The sequence below is a fragment of the Halocalculus aciditolerans genome, assembly GCF_014647475.1.
Classification (GTDB): Archaea; Halobacteriota; Halobacteria; order Halobacteriales; family Halobacteriaceae; genus Halocalculus; species Halocalculus aciditolerans.
On record NZ_BMPG01000002.1, the window covers coordinates 258,872 to 275,561 of the forward strand.

Annotated in this window: 17 protein-coding genes and 1 CRISPR repeat array; of the genes, 9 read left to right on the forward strand and 8 right to left on the reverse strand. The window is 65.3% G+C overall.

Going from position 1 to position 16,690, the window contains the following annotated elements; genetic code table 11:
- Positions 1-6: 6 nt before the first annotated feature.
- The gene (locus tag IEY26_RS08045; RefSeq protein WP_188977709.1) at positions 7-735 is read left to right on the forward strand and encodes a metal-dependent hydrolase; all 729 of its coding nucleotides are present in this window, start codon (positions 7-9) and stop codon (positions 733-735) included.
- 103 nt (positions 736-838) lie between these two features.
- Here the strand turns inward: IEY26_RS08045 and IEY26_RS08050 are convergent, their stop codons facing one another.
- The 3 genes from IEY26_RS08050 to IEY26_RS08060 all read right to left on the reverse strand — a co-directional run bounded on the left by IEY26_RS08050 (position 839) and on the right by IEY26_RS08060 (position 3,751).
- Positions 839-1,969, reverse strand: coding sequence for a DUF5305 domain-containing protein (locus tag IEY26_RS08050; protein WP_188977711.1), 1,131 nt, complete (start codon positions 1,967-1,969; stop codon positions 839-841).
- Between the two features lie 70 nt (positions 1,970-2,039).
- Positions 2,040-3,188 carry a hypothetical protein gene (locus IEY26_RS08055; protein ID WP_188977713.1) on the reverse strand — a complete coding sequence of 383 codons (1,149 nt, stop codon included), beginning with the start codon at positions 3,186-3,188 and terminating at the stop codon, positions 2,040-2,042.
- Positions 3,185-3,751 (reverse strand): DUF7344 domain-containing protein, encoded by a 567-nt coding sequence (locus IEY26_RS08060; RefSeq protein ID WP_229773986.1) that lies wholly within the window; start codon positions 3,749-3,751, stop codon positions 3,185-3,187. The genes IEY26_RS08055 and IEY26_RS08060 overlap by 4 nt, the downstream gene beginning before the upstream one ends.
- Before the next feature lie 255 nt (positions 3,752-4,006).
- Between IEY26_RS08060 and IEY26_RS08065 the strand changes: the two genes are divergently transcribed.
- The 3 genes from IEY26_RS08065 to IEY26_RS08075 all read left to right on the forward strand — a co-directional run bounded on the left by IEY26_RS08065 (position 4,007) and on the right by IEY26_RS08075 (position 6,940).
- Positions 4,007-4,537 carry a hypothetical protein gene (locus IEY26_RS08065; protein WP_188977715.1) on the forward strand — a complete coding sequence of 177 codons (531 nt, stop codon included), beginning with the start codon at positions 4,007-4,009 and terminating at the stop codon, positions 4,535-4,537.
- Between the two features lie 9 nt (positions 4,538-4,546).
- Positions 4,547-5,677 (forward strand): PGF-pre-PGF domain-containing protein, encoded by a 1,131-nt coding sequence (locus IEY26_RS08070; protein ID WP_188977717.1) that lies wholly within the window; start codon positions 4,547-4,549, stop codon positions 5,675-5,677.
- A gap of 114 nt (positions 5,678-5,791) precedes the next feature.
- Positions 5,792-6,940, forward strand: coding sequence for a S26 family signal peptidase (locus tag IEY26_RS08075; RefSeq protein ID WP_188977719.1), 1,149 nt, complete (start codon positions 5,792-5,794; stop codon positions 6,938-6,940).
- A gap of 126 nt (positions 6,941-7,066) precedes the next feature.
- Here IEY26_RS08075 and IEY26_RS08080 read toward each other — a convergent pair whose 3' ends face one another.
- Entirely contained in the window at positions 7,067-7,465 is a 399-nt protein-coding gene (locus tag IEY26_RS08080; RefSeq protein ID WP_188977721.1) for an OsmC family protein, read from the reverse strand.
- Between the two features lie 98 nt (positions 7,466-7,563).
- Here IEY26_RS08080 and IEY26_RS08085 point away from each other — a divergent pair, with 98 nt between their 5' ends.
- Positions 7,564-8,037 carry a DUF5799 family protein gene (locus IEY26_RS08085; protein ID WP_188977723.1) on the forward strand — a complete coding sequence of 158 codons (474 nt, stop codon included), beginning with the start codon at positions 7,564-7,566 and terminating at the stop codon, positions 8,035-8,037.
- Positions 8,038-8,040: 3 nt separating this feature from the next.
- On the opposite strand, the gene IEY26_RS08090 is transcribed toward IEY26_RS08085, so the two are convergent.
- Positions 8,041-8,187, reverse strand: a complete 147-nt coding sequence (locus tag IEY26_RS08090) for a DUF7557 family protein (protein ID WP_188977725.1) — start codon at positions 8,185-8,187, stop codon at positions 8,041-8,043.
- A gap of 151 nt (positions 8,188-8,338) precedes the next feature.
- Between IEY26_RS08090 and IEY26_RS08095 the strand changes: the two genes are divergently transcribed.
- Complete coding sequence (locus tag IEY26_RS08095; protein ID WP_188977726.1) at positions 8,339-8,638, forward strand: DUF5779 family protein; 300 nt, start codon at positions 8,339-8,341, stop codon at positions 8,636-8,638.
- Between the two features lie 21 nt (positions 8,639-8,659).
- On the opposite strand, the gene IEY26_RS08100 is transcribed toward IEY26_RS08095, so the two are convergent.
- Positions 8,660-9,139 carry a cupin domain-containing protein gene (locus IEY26_RS08100; RefSeq protein WP_188977729.1) on the reverse strand — a complete coding sequence of 160 codons (480 nt, stop codon included), beginning with the start codon at positions 9,137-9,139 and terminating at the stop codon, positions 8,660-8,662.
- Positions 9,140-9,283: 144 nt separating this feature from the next.
- Between IEY26_RS08100 and IEY26_RS08105 the strand changes: the two genes are divergently transcribed.
- Positions 9,284-9,943, forward strand: coding sequence for a hypothetical protein (locus tag IEY26_RS08105; RefSeq protein WP_188977731.1), 660 nt, complete (start codon positions 9,284-9,286; stop codon positions 9,941-9,943).
- Here the strand turns inward: IEY26_RS08105 and aglJ are convergent.
- Positions 9,940-10,869, reverse strand: coding sequence for an S-layer glycoprotein N-glycosyltransferase AglJ (aglJ, locus tag IEY26_RS08110; protein WP_188977733.1), 930 nt, complete (start codon positions 10,867-10,869; stop codon positions 9,940-9,942). The two genes, IEY26_RS08105 and aglJ, sit on opposite strands and share 4 nt — an antisense overlap.
- Before the next feature lie 92 nt (positions 10,870-10,961).
- Positions 10,962-11,087 (reverse strand): hypothetical protein, encoded by a 126-nt coding sequence (locus IEY26_RS17655; RefSeq protein WP_268239802.1) that lies wholly within the window; start codon positions 11,085-11,087, stop codon positions 10,962-10,964.
- Between the two features lie 203 nt (positions 11,088-11,290).
- A CRISPR array of direct repeats spans positions 11,291-11,840; the repeat unit is 30 nt; unit sequence GTTACAGACGAACGCTTGAGCGGTTGAAGC.
- A 191-nt stretch (positions 11,841-12,031) separates the two neighbouring features.
- Here IEY26_RS17655 and IEY26_RS08115 point away from each other — a divergent pair.
- Together IEY26_RS08115 and IEY26_RS08120 are read left to right on the forward strand one after the other, a co-directional pair.
- On the forward strand, positions 12,032-14,590 hold the full coding sequence (locus IEY26_RS08115; RefSeq protein WP_188977741.1) for an ATPase, T2SS/T4P/T4SS family: 2,559 nt from the start codon (positions 12,032-12,034) through the stop codon (positions 14,588-14,590).
- Positions 14,587-16,608, forward strand: a complete 2,022-nt coding sequence (locus IEY26_RS08120) for a type II secretion system F family protein (protein WP_188977750.1) — start codon at positions 14,587-14,589, stop codon at positions 16,606-16,608. Before IEY26_RS08115 ends, IEY26_RS08120 begins: the two co-directional genes overlap by 4 nt.
- The last annotated feature ends 82 nt before the right edge of the window (positions 16,609-16,690 follow it).

A 16,690-nucleotide genomic window follows, 5' to 3' on the forward strand; every position in this document is an offset into this window, starting at 1 on the left:
CCCGCAATGGAATTCACTTGGCACGGCCACTCCACGTGGTCGCTCGACGTCGACGGCACGAGCCTCCTCATCGACCCGTTCTTCGACAACCCGAAGACCACCCTCGACCCGGAGGAACTCGACCCGGACTACGTCCTCATCACGCACGGCCACGCCGACCACATCGCGGACGTCGACCGCTTCCGCGGCGCGCACTTCGTGGCGACGCCCGAAATCGTCGGCTACCTCACCGACGAGTACGGCATCGAGGACGCGACCGGCATGAACCTCGGCGGCACCTTCCAGGCGGAGAACGCCTTCGTCACGATGGTGCGCGCCGACCACTCGAACGGCCTCGACACCGGCTACGGCACCTCCGGCGGCATGCCCGCGGGCTACGTCGTCAGTGACACGAAGCCCACGCAGGTCGCCGACAGCGAGAGCCAGACGTTCTACCACGCCGGCGACACCAGCCTCCACACGGAGATGAAGGACGTCATCGGCCCGTTCCTCGAACCCGACGCCGCCGCCGTCCCCATCGGCGACCACTTCACCATGGGCCCGATGCAGGCCGCCATCGCCGTCGACTGGCTCGACGTCGACTACGCCTTCCCGATGCACTACGACACCTTCCCGCCCATCGAACAGGACCCGCAGGACTTCGCGAAGGAAGTCAAAGGCACCGGGAGCGACACCGAAGTCGTCGTCCTCGACGGCGACGAATCCTTCGACCTCGGCGACCAGCTCGACTACTGAACCGCCGCCGGTCGCCTCGACAGACCGCTCGATCTCCCGTTCTTTCGACCCGCGTCCGCGCCACCAGCACGCGCCCGGAGACCCCCGCGTTCAGCGCCCGCTCTCAGCGTTCGGACTCGGACGACGACGCCTCCGAACCGGTGCCTTTGACGGCGGCGGCCGCCGCGTCCTCCGGGCGGCGCGCTGGCTCGTAGACGTAGGCGAGGTCGTCGACGAGAACCACGTATCGCTCGCCGCCCCGTGTCTCGATCACGCGGCGGTCGCTGTCGATGGCGACGTCCACGAGATCCTCCAGGGAGTCGACGCGGACGGTCGACCGCTCGACGTCCGGGACGGTCCCCGTGGAGATCCAGTCGTCGTAATCCTCGCGCGCCGCCCGCAACGCCTCCGCCTCGCGCTCCGCCTCCGACACTGTGAGCGCGCCCCGCCGCCGAGCGACGACGAGCCCCACAGCGCCCGCGAGCGCCAGCACGGCCGCGACGAACGGGACCGCCACCGACGTGAACGACGGCTCCACCGGCACGGTCACCGTCCGCGTCACCGTCTCCGAGTCCGCCGGGGCGACGTCCGCCGACACCCGGTAGACGTTACTTCCCGGGCGGACCACGAGTCGGTCCCGCCGCGTCTTCGTCACCGGCTCCCCCGCCACGGACGCCTGAACCGTCGTCGACGCCACGACGAACACCTGCGCCTCCCCCGGCGACGCCCCCAACTCCTCCCGAATCTGCCGGATTCGCTGCTCCTCCTGCGGGACGTCAACCGAGAACCCCACCGTCACCGGCTCCCCCGCCGCCAGCGTCACGTTCCGCGACGCCAACGACCGCACCCGCTGCCAGTACACCGTCTGCTGGCCCCCCTCGCTCGACCCCGACTCCACCGACCGCTCCACCAGCGACAGCTCCACGCTCACCCGCGCCGGCTCGTCACCGCCCGACTGCCGGAACGTGTACTCCCCATCGAGTACCGGCGAGACGCGCGTGAAGTAGAGCGACCGATTACTCAATCTCGTCCCCTCCGCGAACACCGACGTCCCGTTCTCCACGACCGCCGACTGCTCGTACTCGGCGTCACCGGTCCAGTTCGCGACCTGTTGCGTCTCAACGCGTGTCTCCTCCGCCGTCGCCGCCGTCGCTCCCAGATAGACGCCGCCGCCGACGACGACGAGACAGACTATGAGGAGGACTGCGAAGTACTCGTCAAGGAAGGTGCGGAGCGAAAGAGGAAGACGTGACATTAGCGTGCGTAGAGTGGGGTTCGCTGAAATCCGTTTGGTTCAGCTTTGGCGAACATTCTTGAAGTGGATGTTATAGCCACTTCGTAGTGAGGTCGTTCGTTACTGAATCTAGTGTGGGTGTCGTGTTACTGTCTAATGACTTATTGTACACTCGAGCCTCGGCAAGACGACCTATAAAGAAGCCGTTCGTGTCTCCACCGACGACGAAGTTCGCGGAGAACAGCGATCCGGAGATACCAGTTGCCGTATCGAAACTGTTCGAATTTATCCTTGCTTCCACATCAGTCGTGGAACTATCTGAGTCGTTTTGAGTGACCCGGACAGTGAGAAGGTAGGGCGAATTTTCGCTTGTAGTCGAGGTCTGAATTGACGTCGACCCGCTTCCTAAGTCTGCGGTTACAGTGCTGTTCGAGCTGTTATATCGGATATACTCACTTCCATTATCGAAACGAAAGAGCGTCTGATTATTATCGCTCGACTCTGGCTGGAACACGAAAAACAGCGTCGCCTGCTGGTCACCATTACTCGTCAGGTCAGTAGTGGATTCGTTCCCGCTCCCATCCCGTAATTCCATCTTATTTGATCCATCGAACTTAACTGTCGGGACGAAGTCCTTCGGGGGCTTCGTCTGGTAGGTCGAGGCTGACGAAGACGTTGTCTTGAGTCTTCGATTCGACTCACCAGACTCACTTCTCGCATCCCACGAGTTGACTGACCTAGGTTTTGACGTGTTCACGTTCACCGCGCCATCAAACCATAGGTTGAGGTTATTCACGGAGGGATCTCCGAGCGTGATCGACCGGTCTAAATCGATGTTCAGACCGTTCGTTGCAGAAACAGAAATATTCCCCGTCGTATCGGTCGACGTACCTGATTCCAGCTGGACCGACGCTACTTTCGTTCCCTCCGAGGAGACGGTAGATGAAGACCCGTCCGAGATGTCGAAGTTGCTCGAGGAAATCGTGATGTCGAGCGCTCCGTTCGTCTGATTCGTCACGTAGACGGGGAACGCTGACTCGTAGGTCGTCGAACTATCCAGAACCTGATTGTCTTTATCGACGATCTTGAGGTACGCGTTCTTATCGCTCGCGACGTCGACATTCGCGCTCCGATCGGCAGTAATCTGCGTAAACCCCGAGGTCTCACTGACCGCGAACGCTGCACCGGCACCCATGAGGCCGAGCGCGGCGCGCCGCGTGTACGAGTTCTTATCGGTCATTCGCCGACCTCCGGGGGTTCGTCGGCGGCACCGATGCGCATCGAGCGACTCCGCCAGACGTGGTAGGCGGCGGAGAGCGTGAAGACGACGGCGACGAGCCCGCCCCAGGCGAGGTCGGGAATGAAGCCCGGGTAGATGTCGATTGCGACGGTAGAGAGGAGGGCGAGCGAGACGGCGCCGACGCCGAGGTAGTACTCCGCCCACGGGATGGAGTTTCCGGGGACGACGTCGAGGTAGACGTCGAGGTCGTCGGCGCGCTCGGTGAGCGTGATCTCGTGGTTCTCGAACTCGATCATTCCCGCGTTCGCCATCTTCGGGAGGTGGGACTGCTGGAGGGAAGTGTAGACGCGCTTGCGCTCCGCGGCGTCGAGTTGCTCGCGCTCTTTCTCGTACTCCCAGGCGGCGACGTGCTCCGCGAGATCACCGAGCTCGATCGGGGTCTCGTAGCGCTTGCACGCGTGGAGCGCGTACCGCCGCCGCCGGTTACTCAGCAGTCCGAACACCTCGTCGCGACCCGCCGGTGCGTCGTTCCCGATCATGAGAATCCCCCTTAGGACAACCATACCCAGCACCCCACATAAGTCTTGACGGAATTAACAGTATTCATTCCAGAGAGAAGTGGCAATCCGATATCGATAGATAGAGCCGCATCAAACCCCGGAAGCCAGTTAGCAAAACCGTCTTCTGGCCCTGCCTGAACCCACCGAAAGCACCAACTGAACCCATCACAGGCAGGCTCTGAAACGCATCTGGCAGCCCAATACAAAGGGGATAGCTCTACGAGGCGTAGGTACGCCACGGAGGGCGTGTGAACACCAATGGACATGAACAGACGGAAAGTCCTGCTCGGCATGGGTACAGCAGCGATAGGGAGCGGCGCCGCCTTCGGCTCCGGCGCATTCACGAGCGTGACGGCAGATCGTACAGCTTCCTTTACCGTGAGTGCAGATGATAGTGCGTACCTCACATTAAGTGGGGACGGGGATTACGTTTCAGCAAGCGGAAACCCATCTAACACAATTAAGTTCACTTTCGACAACCTCAACGAAAACGCGACAACGAAAGTGGATGGTGCGCTAACAATTTCCGACAATGGAAGCGATAGCGCGTCAAAGTACGTGTGGGTCACAGGAGGCGATAGTACGCTGTCATCGGGCGGAACGGTCGATCTTATCGAACAATCTAATAGTGGAAGTATCGTTAGCGATACTAATGCCGTCGACCTTAGCACACAGGATACGGTGGGAGAGCTAACGGCAGATATCGAGATAGATACTAGTAATGGTGACCCGTCAGGTCTGACCACGATTACTGTTCACGCTCAGGACAGCGACCCCAACGCTCAGTAATCCGCTATAATGCCCTCCCGCCTCGTCGCTCTCGCGCTGGTCGTCCTCGCCGTCGGTGCGGTGTTAGGGACGGCTGGGGCGCCGGGGGGCGGGGCGGACAAGCTGTCGAAGGGGGTGTATCTCGAGCCGGCGGAGAGCGCGAACGGACAGGCGTACGCGTCGTACAATTCGCAGGGGGAAGTCGAAGTCCACGTTAACGGACTGCTTCCGGATTCGACTACAACTATCGACGACTTGGTCGTGATCGGCGTGCAGGGGAACGCGAAGACGCCGCGGGGGGAGAGCGGGGTTCCGGTGTGGATCGAGGACGGGACACCGCAAGTGACGTTCTATCGGATGGATACGCGGGAGCCGATCGAGTCGGCGGAGAACGCCGTCGAGCTGAAGCGCGGGGGAACGATGGCGGTCGGCGTGCGCGTCGACGCCGAATCTCCGGGGACGGTTCTCGAACAGGTCACGCTGCACGCGAACGTCGGGAACGCGCGTGAGCGTTCGAGCGGCGGCGGAGGAGGCGGCGGTGGCGGTGGGTCGCCGCCGGCGCTCTCGCCGTCCGGGGAGCTCGATGAGGGGGGATCGGTGTCGCTCCGGATGAGCGACGGGAGCACGGTGCAGCGGGTCAACGTCACGATGGACGGGCAGAGCGGCCGAGTGGAGGTCCGTGACCTCGGCGGGCGGCCGTCGGGGACGCCGGCGACGCACGGCTCGCTCGTGTCCGTCGTCGAAGTCGACGCGCCGGACCCGAAGGCGGGGAACGCGACGGTGACGTTCCGTGTCTCGAAGGAGGTGACGGAGCGGGGTGTGGCCCCCGATAATCTCGTCGTTGAGCACTACGTGAACGGCACGTGGCGGGTGCTCGAGACGACCGTGACGGAGACGAAACGGGGCTATCAGCTCACCGTCGAGACGAGCGGCTTCTCGCCGTTCGCCGTCACGGAACTCGAACAAGCGGGGACGACGACATCGACGACGAGCACGCCGACCACGACGACGGCGACATCGACGACGTCGTCGACCGCGACGGCCACGACGGCGGCGTCGAGCACCACCAGCACGCGCTCGCCCGGCTTCGGCGTCGGCGTCGGCCTCGTCGCGCTCCTCACCGCCGCGGTGCTTGCGCTCCGCTGCGACCGCCGCGACTGATCACCTTTCTCTTCGTCGTCCTCGTCTCGCCGAGCCGACGCCTCGGCCGCTGTATCGGATGTTGTTGCTGCGACAGGATTATGCCGGTCGGCGGGAGAGATAGGAGCGAACGAGATGGTCCGGGAGTACGCGGAATCCGCGGTGACAGTCGTGCTCGTCGCGGTGGTGGTGGCCCTCGTCGTCGGGCAGGCGCTCGGCCAGCCGGTACTGCTCGGGTACGTGACGACGGACAGCATGTCCGGGACCATCGACCCGGGAGACGGGTTCGTCGCGATTCCCTCACAGCTCACGGGTCCGCCGGACGTCGGCGACGTCGTCACGTATCGCGCGGTCCGCCTCCACGACGGCGGCCTGACGACCCACCGAGTCGTCGGGACGACCGACGGCGGCTACGTCACGAAGGGTGACGCGAACCCCTTCACGGACCAGGACGGGGCGGAACCGCCCGTTCCGCGAGATCGAATCGTCGCGGAAGCGCTTCAGGTGAACGGTCACGTCGTCGTCATCCCGGACCTCGGAACGGGAGTGATGGCGGTGAAGGGCGGTGTCGTCGACGGGCAGCGCTGGCTCGCGAACGCGCTCGGCCTGCGCGCCGGGCTCAGCTCACAGGGCGCGGGCTTCCTCCTCTTCGCGTTCGGCCTCGTGCTCTTCGTCCTATCAGTTCTCGACGACCTCCGCGCCGGCGATGACCGCGACCGTTCGCGCTCTCGAGCGCGGGACGTACTCGACGGGCGGTGGGTCGCGCTCGCCTTCCTCGTCATCGTGCTCGCGCCGGCGAACCTCGCGATGGTCGGCGGGAGTACGACTCATCACGTCCAGGCGAGCGGCGACGCCGTGGCTGCGTCGGGCGCGACCCCCGGCGAGCCCGTCGAGAGCACGTTCGACGTCCGGAACAACGGCGTCGTCTCCATGCTCGTCGTCGTCGACTCGCGCTCGCAGACGGCGTCGGTCGACCGTCGCGCGCTCGCGCTTCCACCGGGAGAGCGAGCCACTGCGACGCTCTCCATGCCGGCACCCCCTCGCGGCGAGACGTCGACCGCGACCGTCTCCGAACACCGCTACTTCCTCCTCCTCCCGGAGTCAACGCTCCTCGCGCTCCACGACGCCGACCCGCGCTACGCGTGGGCGGTGATTAACCTCCTTCTCGCCTGCAGCGTTCTCGGACTCGTCGGCGGCGTCGTCGGTTTCGCTCCGACGCGCGTCCGGGACACCAGCCGTGACGTCCCGCTCCGCACGCGACTCCGCCGGCTCGTGCGTCCCTGAATCATTGCTCGGACGCGGCGCTCGACCCGGGACCTTCGGCGGTCAGTCGACGCGGCAAGAAAACGCGTGGTGGGTGGCGACGGCGAGACCGTCGACCGAGAGCGACCGGCGGCGAAATCCGTTCCGTTAGAACGCGTTCGTCTCGACGCTGACGTCCGCGCGGAGTTCGTCGCGGAGCGCGGCGTCGACGTGGCAGATCTCGTGACCGCGGTCGACGAGGTCGTCGACGTCGTCGTCGTCGACGTCGGCTTCCACGGCGATGTTGAAGCGGATGGCTTCGACGTCGTCGTCGTCGTTCAGGTCGGCTTCGACGTCGATTTCGACTTTCCCGAGGTCGTCGTAGTCGCGCTGTCGGCCGGCGACGCGGAACGCGGGGATGTAACAGGAAGCGTAGTTGGCGACGAGGACGGAGTTCGGGTCGGGGCCGTCCTCACCGGTCGCGTCGACGGTGAGTTTGAAGTCGCCGACGCGGCTCTGCGTGACGAATCCTTCGTCGGACGTGCTGGTGACTTCGATGTCTGTCATTGCACGTGGATGCACTCACGCCGGCGGTATATTCGTTGTCGTTGCGGCGGGCAGGTGTCTCGGAAGGGCTTATGCGGCGGGTGGTCGAAGGGAGGGGTATGACACAGAGTGGCTGGCAGGACCGAATCGTGGGCGTGCGGATGCGCGTGGACGGCGAGTTCCAGAGCGAAGTGGAGGCGTCGGGGTTCTCCCGCCAGCAGTGGGGGCTCGTGATGACGGCCGTCGAGTTCGACCTGGAGAACCCGGAGGACCCGGAGAGCGCGCGACTCGTCGCGGACACGAGCAAGGTGAAGCACGTCGTGCCCGAGTTGGAGAACGTCGACCAGCAGATGGCGGCGATGGGCGGCGGGAGCGGGGGCGGTTCTTCGTCCGGGGGCGGCTTCCTCGCGTCGGTGAAGTCCGCGCTCGGGCTGGGCGGCGGCGGCGACGACGCGGACGCGGCGCGCGAACGGGAGGCCGTCGACCTCGCCGAGGAGTACGCGCGGATGCTGGAGACGGAACTCAAGGAGAACGGGCGGTGGGATGAAGTCTGTGAGGCGGCGGCCCGGGACGCCGCCGACGCCGCGGAGTAACCGTTAGAGGTCGCCGGAGTGGAAGAGCGTGAGCTCCTCGGATTCGTAGATGTTCACGAGTTCGTTGACGATGTCGTCGTAGGACTCCTCGTCCTGGCGGAGGCCGTCGAGGCGAGCGATGGTCTCTTCGTCGAGGTGGATTTTCGGCATACTCGCACTGTCGCTCGCGGCGGTGATAAAGCATCGTGTCGGCCGCCGCCGCGCGACGCGGAGACGATAGGTGGCTCACACGTCCGCGCAGGGGCGTCTCGGCGGGAGACACCGGCCAGGTTTATATGTTCGTGTCGCGGAGTGCGCCCACATGGGAGATGACGGGTTCAGTCTCGACCTCCGCGACGCGGAGACGGCGCTCGACCGGGTTCCGTCCGAGTACCAGGGGTCGGTCGTGCTGGGCGTGCTCGACGGGACGACGCCCGCCGACGAGTGGCTCGACGAAGTGTTCGCCGGGAAGGTCCTCGTGCTCGCTATCGAGGGCGACCTCCAGGAGCTCGCGGCGGGGTTCGCGAGCGACGTGAAGCAGGCGGACGGCTCGCTGATGCGCTTCCGCGAGTTCCTCCTCGTCGCGCCGCCGGACGTCTCGCTCGATACCTCACGGCTCTGAACGCCGCGGACACACGGGTTTCTACGCGGAGAACCGGTCGGTCTCCGCGCCGCAGGCCGCACACCGGAGGACGTACGTCTCGTCGGCGCGCTCCGACTCGCGGTCGGTCACCGCGCCGCAGTGCGGGCATTCCTCTTCGATTATCGCGTCGTCGCGGTCTTTCGGCGCGCCGACGGCGACGAACCGACACGCCGCCTGTTCCGATTCGTCGACGAACGCCTCGTTGAGCGCGTCCGCGGGGACGAAGAACGCCTCGCCCTCCTCGACGGCGTACTCGCCGTCCGGCGTGGCCACCGTGAGCGACCCGGAGAGGACGAAGAAGAGCTCCTCGTGGTCGGGGTGGCGGTGGCGGCCCCACGGCACGCGCTCGCCGGGCGCGGCCTCGTAGACGTTGAAACCGAACGCGCTCGCGCCGACCGCTTCGTCGACTTCCCTCTTCGCCGTCGTCGGGTTCGGCGCGTTCGGGAGCGACCAGACGTCGACCTTCTCGTAGCCAGCCATACCCGCCTTTCTCCCCCAGCCCTCCTGAATGGTGCGGCGATGCAGCGGAGAGTGCGATACGAGCGCGCGGCACGGGCGCGAGGCGAACGCGGCACGCCCCGCGGCGGGCGGTGGTTTTTGGTCGTCCGGGCCCTGAGTGAGCGTATGTCGTTCAAGCAGTCGGGGTCCGGCGACCTCACCATCATCGACGAGTTCGACGGCGGGTTCGGCTGGCTCGCGTACCCGGAGGAGGAGATGCAGCGCGCGAGTCACGCCCTCCACACCGACGCGGGGACGTTCCTCGTCGACCCGCTCGACGCCGACGGCCTCGACGACGAACTCGACGCGCGCGACGCCGACGTCGCGGGTATCGTCGTCCTCCTCGACCGCCACGAACGCGACGCGAAAGCGCTCGCCGACCGATACAGCGTCCCCATCTTCGCGCCCGACGGCATCACGCGGGACTTCGGGACGCGCGCCCGCCCGTTCACCGGCACGCTCCCCGGGACGGAGTACGACGTCGTCGACGTCCTCGACTGGCCGGGCTGGTACGAGGCCGCGCTCGACGACGGCGAGACGCTCGTCGTCCCCGAGAGCCTCGGCACCGCGGACTTCTTCCGCGCACCCACCGAGCGCCTCGGCGTCCACCCGATGGTCCGCATCGCCCCGCCGAAATCACTCCTCGACTGCCGCCCCGACCGCCTCCTCGTCGGCCACGGCGACGGCATCGTGGACGGCGCGACCGGCGCGATTCGAACCGCTATCGGCGGCGCGCGCTCGAACGCCCCGAGCGCGTGGCTGAAAGCCCTCCGATCGGCCCTTTAGTTCTCCTCTTCTTTCGCTTCGAGGCGCTCGAGCCGGCGGAGCTGCTCGCGGTGTAAGGTCACGATGAGGTCGGAGAGCACGCCGAAAATCAGCAGTTGGACGCCGAAGAGGATGCCCGCCGCGCCGAGGAGCGCGATGACCTCGTGCGAGACGCGGAGGACGAACCACTCGTAGGCGACGTACCCGCCGAGGAGGAGGCCGGCGAGCGTCGACGCGACGCCGACGCTCCCGAAGTAGAAGAGCGGGTTGTTCGTCTTCGTGAGCTGGTAGAGCGTGAGGATGATGCGCCCGCCGTCCTTCAGCGGGTGGAGGTTCGTCTCCGACTCGTCGGGTCGCGCCCGATACGTCGTCGGCACGACCTCGACGGTGTAGCCGTGGCGCGCACACTCCACCGCCATCTCCGTCTCGATGCCGAACCCGTCCGCGGTCAGGTGGCTCTTCTCGAAGGACTCGCGGGTGAACGCCCGATACCCGGAGAGGATGTCGACGTAGTCGTGCCCGTGGATGTAGCGGAACGCTCCGTTGATGAGGCGGTTCCCCACCTGGTTCAGCGCCGTCATCGCGTTCTCCTCCATCTCGGCCGTCCGGTCGCCGATAACGTGGTCGGCGTCGCCGGCGAGGAGCGGATCAAGGAGGCGACCCGCCTGCTCCGGCGGGTTCGTCCCGTCCGCGTCGAGGAGGAGCACGTAGGGGTTCTCGATGGCGTCGACGCCCTCGCGGACCGCCTGTCCCTTCCCCGACCCCGACTGCACGATGACGCGCGCGCCGTGTTCCTCCGCGACCGCCACGGTCTCGTCCGCCGACCCGCCGTCGACCACGAGGACGTCCTCGATACCCTCGTCGTGGAGGCCGTCGACGACGCTCCCGACCGTCGCCGCCTCGTTGTACGCGGGAACGAGCGCCGTCACGTCCGCCGTGGATACCATACCGCTAACTCCCGGTAGCCGCGCTGAAAAAGGCTCGTATTCGCTCGACCGCGCTCTCCCGCCGTCGACGCCCCGCCCTCTCGCGGTCGCGTTCAGCTCTCGGCGTCGTCGCGGTCCGCACTGAGCGTCTCCCAGATCTCCGTGCAGCCAGCGCCGTCCTCGACGTCCGCGAGGTGTGCGTCGTCGCGCTCCCCAGCCCCGCCCGATTGGTTACTCATGTTCTGAGTAACTACCCAGGTGCTCTTAACCCTTGCGGGCCCACCAGCCGTCGACGAACCTCAGATACACCAAATCCACTCGCTCCCCTTCCGAAACACACCCAGCCGTCGACCCCCGGGGGGTTCAGGGACTACTGACGGTCGACGGAAACACCCAAGACAAACCCCACAGTACAAGCCCCATATGCCCCGAACCGGGCATGGTTACAGACGAACGCTTGAGCGGTTGAAGCGAGCGGGCGATGCGGAAGATGGAGATAGACCGCGAGTTACAGACGAACGCTTGAGCGGTTGAAGCATCTCTTCGAGGCGCTCAATGGCCGCGCGGAACTCGGTTACAGACGAACGCTTGAGCGGTTGAAGCGACGCCATCGACCGACTCGTCGAGGCCGCCGACGGTTACAGACGAACGCTTGAGCGGTTGAAGCGCAACCAACACAAACCATGAGTGAAGCAGTCGCCGTTACAGACGAACGCTTGAGCGGTTGAAGCGACAGCGACGTCATGGTCAACTGGTACCGCGTCCTCGTTACAGACGAACGCTTGAGCGGTTGAAGCGACAGCGACGTCATGGTCAACTGGTACCGCGTCCTCGTTACAGACGAACGCTTGAGCGGTTGAAGCGCCGTCGTGGCCCCGAAGCTCGCCGAGGACCGGGAGTTACAGACGAACGCTTGAGCGGTTGAAGCCACGGCCTGCTGAAGGAGGTCCCGAAGTCGGCGCGTTACAGATGAACGCTTGAGCGGTTGAAGATGGATGCGGAAGTCCGGGTTCTTCCAGGGCTCGATGGGTTACAGACGAACGCTTGATGAGGGTGAGCCAATTTCGCATCTCTGTATCGCGTAGGGTCGGTGCCAGTTTCGGGGGGCGGCGGTGCGGTCTCGTTCGTTTCGCTCGGCGTGTGGGCGGAAGGTTTTATTCCACTTCGACGTGAACTGGGGTCCATGTCTACGGACGGGGCCGATGGTGGTGCGTCCCAGTCGCTGGAGGGCGAGGACGTGGAGCCGGCGGTCGTGAAGGGTGAGTATTCGTGGGAGGATTTCAAGGCGGAGTATTATTACGACGAGGAGGGTGAGCCGCCGACGGACGACGAGGGGGAGGTGGTGCCGTTCGAGCCGGCGGAGTATCTCGGGTTCGAGCCGTCGGCGCTGCCGGGGTTGTTGTCGGGCGGGGATGATGGAGCGGAGGCGTTGGATGGGGTGGTGGACGAGCGGACGCTGGATGTGGATCCGGAGATCGACGAGGACGCGTTCTTCTCGGAGGTGGACGGGCGGACGACGATTGCGAATCGGTACGATTTGGAGAAGGCGGTCGGGATGGAGGAGAAGAAGTATTTCGAGGAGATCGAGCGGTACTGGGTGAATAAGCCGTACGCGTTCGTGGTGTTGTTCCATTCGACGCGGGGGAACGAGAAGAAGTACTATCTCGTGGAGCCGTATCGGAACGAGCTCGAGCGGGAGCTCGAGGAGTTCTTGACGGAGAAGCTGCGGGCGTCGATTAAGTACGCGAGCGAGGACGTCGCGGCGGAGGGGTCGGAGGCGGAGCGGCGGTCGGTTATCGAGGAGGAGACGCGGAACCTCCTGAATCGGTACGACCTCTACTCGGGGCCGGTGGAGGGGAGTCGGTCGTTCGTGTCGGAGTTGAAGTCGCTCGTGGGGATGCTCGATGCGGAGGAGGACGTGGAGGAGGGCGTCGAGGAGATCGAGGGGATTGCGGCGCGGCCGGAGCCGGTGGTGTTGGCGGAGGACTCGAAGACGCTGACGCAGTACCAGGTGGAGAAGCTGCTCTACGAGTTGAATCGGGACTTCATCGGGTACGAGCGCATCGACGGCATCAAACACGACATCAACGTCGAGGACATCTCCTGCGACGGCTACAACAGCCCGGTGTTCGTCTACCACACGGACTACGAGCAGATCATCTCGAACGTGGTGCACGGGGAAGGCCAGTTGGACGATTTCGTGGTGAAGCTCGCGCAGCGCTCGGGGAAGGGCATCAGTAAGCGCCAGCCGCAGGTGGACGCGACGCTGCCGGACGGGTCGCGCGCGCAGTTGACGCTGGGGAAGGAGGTGTCCGACCACGGGACGAACTACACGATCCGCCAGTTCAAGGACGTCCCCTTCACGCCCGTCGACCTCATCAACTGGAAGACGTTCAGCCTGAACGAGATGGCGTTCCTCTGGTTGGCCATCGAGAACAACAAGAGCCTGATCTTCGCGGGCGGGACGGCGTCGGGGAAGACGACGTCGCTGAACGCGGTCTCGCTCTTCATTCCGAGTAACGCGAAGATCGTGAGTATCGAGGACACGCGGGAGGTCGAGTTGCCGCAGCGGAACTGGATTGCGAGCGTGACGCGGCCGTCGTTCGGCGAGGACGAGAAGGGCGACATCGACGAGTTCGACCTGCTGGAGGCCGCGCTCCGCCAGCGGCCGGACTACATCGTGATGGGCGAGGTGCGCGGGGAGGAGGGCCGGACGCTCTTCCAGGTGATGAGCACGGGGCATACGACGTACACGACGTTCCACGCGGACAACGTGAGCGAGGTGCTGAAGCGGTTCACGACCGCGCCGATCAACGTCTCGAAGACGCTCTTCACGGCGCTCGACCTCGTCTCCATTCAGTCGTCAACGCGCGTGCGGGGGAACAAGGTCCGGCGGAACCGGGCGCTGACGGAGATCAACGCGTACGACGCGGAGAACGACGAGATCAACGTCGGCGACGTCTTCCAGTGGGAGCCGGAGCGCGACGAGTTCCGGCAGATCGCGGACTCGAACACGCTGGAGGAGATTCGGTTCGACCGCGGGTGGACGCACGCTGAACTGGAGCGGGAGATCTTCGAGCGCCGCGTGGTGCTCGCCTACCTCATCCGGAACGGGCTGAACGAGTACACGCAGGTCGCGGCGACGCTGCAGGCGTACATCGCGGATTCGGATACGATTCTGACGCTCATCGCGCGCGACGAACTGGAGGACTCCTTGCAGGACCTCCGCGCGATGGAGAGCGTGCTCATCGACGTCGATCCGGAGAAGGAGGAGATGGTGCCGCGGCCCGACCCCGTCGAGGAGGTCTACGAGGAAGCCGGGGAAATCCTCGAGGAGGCGGACGACGACCTCCTCGCGGAGTACCGCGGCGAGGACGCGCCCGAAATCTCGTTCGCGATCGGCGCGACCGAGGAGCGCGACGTCGTCGTGGACGAACACGATCCGGACAGCGACCTCCGTCCCGAACCCAGCGACGAGGACGACACGACGCCCGAGTCGGGCGAGGACGGCGCGACGCTCGAATCCGACGACGATGTCGGGACACCGGAAGCCGATGAGGACGCGGCGTTCGGTACTGGGGCGGATTCCGTGGAGGATTCGACGGGGGGCGTCGAGGGAGACGAGGCGGAGTCGGGGGATGCGGGCGCGTCGGAGGCGGACGAAGGCGGGTTCGTCGTCGAGGACGCGGACGGTGAGTCGGGCGAGTCGAGTCAGGGCGGGACTGACGGGGAGGAGGAATGAGCGCGGAGGGGTCGTTCGGGTCGAATGACCTGCTCGGGGATACGTTCTACCCGGTCTTCCAGTGGGTGTTCGGGGAGCGGAGCGACTTCGTGGCGGACGTCGAGACGAAGCTGTCGGAGGCGCGGATGGACGACACGGTCGAGATGTATCTCTCGCGCGCCATCGGCGTCGGCGTGCTCGTCGGCCTCCTCCTGTGGTTCATCGGTATCTTCCTCGGCTGGCTGCTCTTCGTGACGGGGATTGTGAACACGGAGAACCTCATCGGCCTCCCGATTCCGAGCGAAACCGTGTTGAGCGCCATCGAGGCGATCAAGGTGCCGGCGCTCGTCCTCGTCACCGGCTTGTTCTTCGGGAGTCTCGGGTTCGCGCTCGGGTTCGGGTCGCTCGTCGCGGTCCCGTACTCGAAGTCGAGCTCGCGGAAGCGCGAGATAAACATGCTCCTGCCGGACGCCGTCTCCTTCATGTACGCGCTCTCCATCGGCGGCCTGAACCAGCTCGAAATCATCGAGGCCGTCGCGAGAGCCGACGACACCTACGGCGAGGTCGCGATGGAGTTCCGGACCGTCGAACAGGAGACCACGTACTTCGACACGGACTACCGGACGGCCCTGCGGAAGCGCTCGATGGAGACGCCGAGCGACGAGCTCGGCCAGTTCCTCACCGACATGCTCTCCATCATCAACTCCGGCGGGGACATGACGGACTTCCTCTCCGATAAGAAGGACAAACACATGCGGACGGCGAAGCAGCAACAGGAGCTGACGCTCGACACGCTCGAACTCTTCGGGGAGATGTACATGACGCTCTCGCTCTTCCCGCTCCTCCTCATCATCATCCTCGTCATCATGAGCATGCTCGGGCAGGGCCAAGACTTCCTGCTCTTCGGGACGGTCTACGTCCTCATTCCCATCGTCGGCGTCGGCTTCCTCGTCCTCGTCTCGACGGTGAAGGAGGACGAGCCCGGCGACGGCTACCTCAGCGTCGAGGGCGAGGAACCGGGGAGCAAGGAGCCGGGTCTCCGCCACCTCGGTCTCATCGAGCAGTACGTCGGCGACTACGAGGTGTTCGACCGCGTGAAGAGCCGGGAGGGCACGTACACCATCCTCACGATCGCTCGGCATCCGGGCGATTTCCTGCGTCGGAACCCGTCGTACACGCTCGCTATCACGGTGCCGCTGGCGTTCGTCGCGCTCGGCTACGGCGTCGCGTCCGGGGCCGCGCCGACGACCTATCAGGGGATGCTCGCGAACCCCATCGGCGGGACGTTCGTCTGGGTCTACCTCCCGCTCTACCTCGTCTTCATCCCGCTCACGGCGTTCCGCGAGTGGAACGTCCGGTCGCGACGCCGCATCACGAACAAGCTCTCCGACAACCTCCGGAAGCTCTCCAGCGCGAACGACACCGGTCTCACGCTCCTCGAGTCCATCAACACCGTCGCGGACACGAGCCCCGGGAAGCTCGGCGAGGAGTTCGAGATCATGTTCGCGAAAGTGAACTACGGGACGAGCCTGCGGGAGGCGCTCGTCGAGTTCAACAACAAGTACCACATCCCGCGGCTCGCACGCACAGTGAAACTCATCTCGAAGGCGCAGGAGGCGTCGAGTCAGATTTCCGCCGTCCTCACCACCGCGGCGCAGGCCTCCGAGAACCAAGACGACATCGAGCGCGAGCGCAAGAGCCGCTCGCGGATGCAGGTCGTCATCATCATCATGACTTACATCACGCTCCTCGCGGTCATGGCCATCCTGAAGGTGAAGTTCCTCGACGTGATGGCGAGCCTCGTCTCCCAGTCGGGCGGTGGCGGACTCGGCGGCGGGGGCGGCGCGGGCGGCGGCATGAGCTTCGGCGGGAACATCAACGTCGACCAGCTCAACATGCTGTTCTTCCACGCCGTCACCATCCAGGGCGTCCTCGCCGGCTTCATCGCCGGCTACATCCGCGACGCCGACATCCTCTCCGGCGTCAAGTTCGCCGTCATCCTCCCCACCATCGCCCTCGTCGTCTTCGCCTTCATCTAACACGCGCTCTTCTCCCGGCGTCCCTCGCCGTCGACGCCCACCGACGACGGCCCGAACCACGCCGAACGCATGTCTCCCCCCG

Bases quoted from the DNA above. Each gene is read 5' to 3' on its own strand.
- IEY26_RS08045 (WP_188977709.1), top strand. From the start codon at position 7: ATGGAATTCACTTGGCACGGCCACTCCACGTGGTCGCTCGACGTCGAC.
- IEY26_RS08050 (WP_188977711.1), bottom strand. From the start codon at position 1,969: ATGTCACGTCTTCCTCTTTCGCTCCGCACCTTCCTTGACGAGTACTTC.
- IEY26_RS08055 (WP_188977713.1), bottom strand. From the start codon at position 3,188: ATGACCGATAAGAACTCGTACACGCGGCGCGCCGCGCTCGGCCTCATG.
- IEY26_RS08060 (WP_229773986.1), bottom strand. From the start codon at position 3,751: ATGGTTGTCCTAAGGGGGATTCTCATGATCGGGAACGACGCACCGGCG.
- IEY26_RS08065 (WP_188977715.1), top strand. From the start codon at position 4,007: ATGGACATGAACAGACGGAAAGTCCTGCTCGGCATGGGTACAGCAGCG.
- IEY26_RS08070 (WP_188977717.1), top strand. From the start codon at position 4,547: ATGCCCTCCCGCCTCGTCGCTCTCGCGCTGGTCGTCCTCGCCGTCGGT.
- IEY26_RS08075 (WP_188977719.1), top strand. From the start codon at position 5,792: ATGGTCCGGGAGTACGCGGAATCCGCGGTGACAGTCGTGCTCGTCGCG.
- IEY26_RS08080 (WP_188977721.1), bottom strand. From the start codon at position 7,465: ATGACAGACATCGAAGTCACCAGCACGTCCGACGAAGGATTCGTCACG.
- IEY26_RS08085 (WP_188977723.1), top strand. From the start codon at position 7,564: ATGACACAGAGTGGCTGGCAGGACCGAATCGTGGGCGTGCGGATGCGC.
- IEY26_RS08090 (WP_188977725.1), bottom strand. From the start codon at position 8,187: ATGCCGAAAATCCACCTCGACGAAGAGACCATCGCTCGCCTCGACGGC.
- IEY26_RS08095 (WP_188977726.1), top strand. From the start codon at position 8,339: ATGGGAGATGACGGGTTCAGTCTCGACCTCCGCGACGCGGAGACGGCG.
- IEY26_RS08100 (WP_188977729.1), bottom strand. From the start codon at position 9,139: ATGGCTGGCTACGAGAAGGTCGACGTCTGGTCGCTCCCGAACGCGCCG.
- IEY26_RS08105 (WP_188977731.1), top strand. From the start codon at position 9,284: ATGTCGTTCAAGCAGTCGGGGTCCGGCGACCTCACCATCATCGACGAG.
- aglJ (WP_188977733.1), bottom strand. From the start codon at position 10,869: ATGGTATCCACGGCGGACGTGACGGCGCTCGTTCCCGCGTACAACGAG.
- IEY26_RS17655 (WP_268239802.1), bottom strand. From the start codon at position 11,087: ATGAGTAACCAATCGGGCGGGGCTGGGGAGCGCGACGACGCACACCTC.
- IEY26_RS08115 (WP_188977741.1), top strand. From the start codon at position 12,032: ATGTCTACGGACGGGGCCGATGGTGGTGCGTCCCAGTCGCTGGAGGGC.
- IEY26_RS08120 (WP_188977750.1), top strand. From the start codon at position 14,587: ATGAGCGCGGAGGGGTCGTTCGGGTCGAATGACCTGCTCGGGGATACG.